The sequence below is a fragment of the Kitasatospora purpeofusca genome (assembly GCF_000718025.1).
GTDB classification, from domain to species: Bacteria; Actinomycetota; Actinomycetes; order Streptomycetales; family Streptomycetaceae; genus Kitasatospora; species Kitasatospora purpeofusca.
Genome location: NZ_JODS01000098.1, coordinates 1 through 385 on the forward strand (window position 1 = coordinate 1; position 385 = coordinate 385).

A 385-nucleotide genomic window follows, 5' to 3' on the forward strand; every position below is an offset into this window, starting at 1 on the left:
GTGGAAGGTCAGGGACTTGGCGACGGCGAGGAACTCGTCCAGCATGCCGTCCATGTGGGCCGAGTGGAACGCGTGGCTGACCCGCAGCCGACGGGTACGGCGGTCCGCGAAGTGCTCCCTCACGCTCTCGACGGCCGCCTCGTCACCCGAAACCACCACCGAACGGGGCCCGTTGACGGCCGCGACGTCCACGCCCTCGACGAGGACGGCCCGGACCTCCTCCTCCGTCGCCTCCAGCGCCACCATCGCCCCACCACCCGGCAGCGCCTGCATCAACCGCGCACGGGCACCCACCAGCACCGCCGCGTCCTCCAGCGACAGCACCCCCGCCACATGCGCCGCCGCCAACTCACCGATCGAATGGCCCGCGACGAAGTCCGGCCGC

1 protein-coding gene is annotated in these 385 nt (G+C 72.2%); it reads right to left on the reverse strand.

What is annotated here, in order from left to right:
- A partial coding sequence (locus IF01_RS43355; protein WP_037783126.1) for an acyltransferase domain-containing protein occupies positions 1-385 on the reverse strand: 385 nt, incomplete at both ends.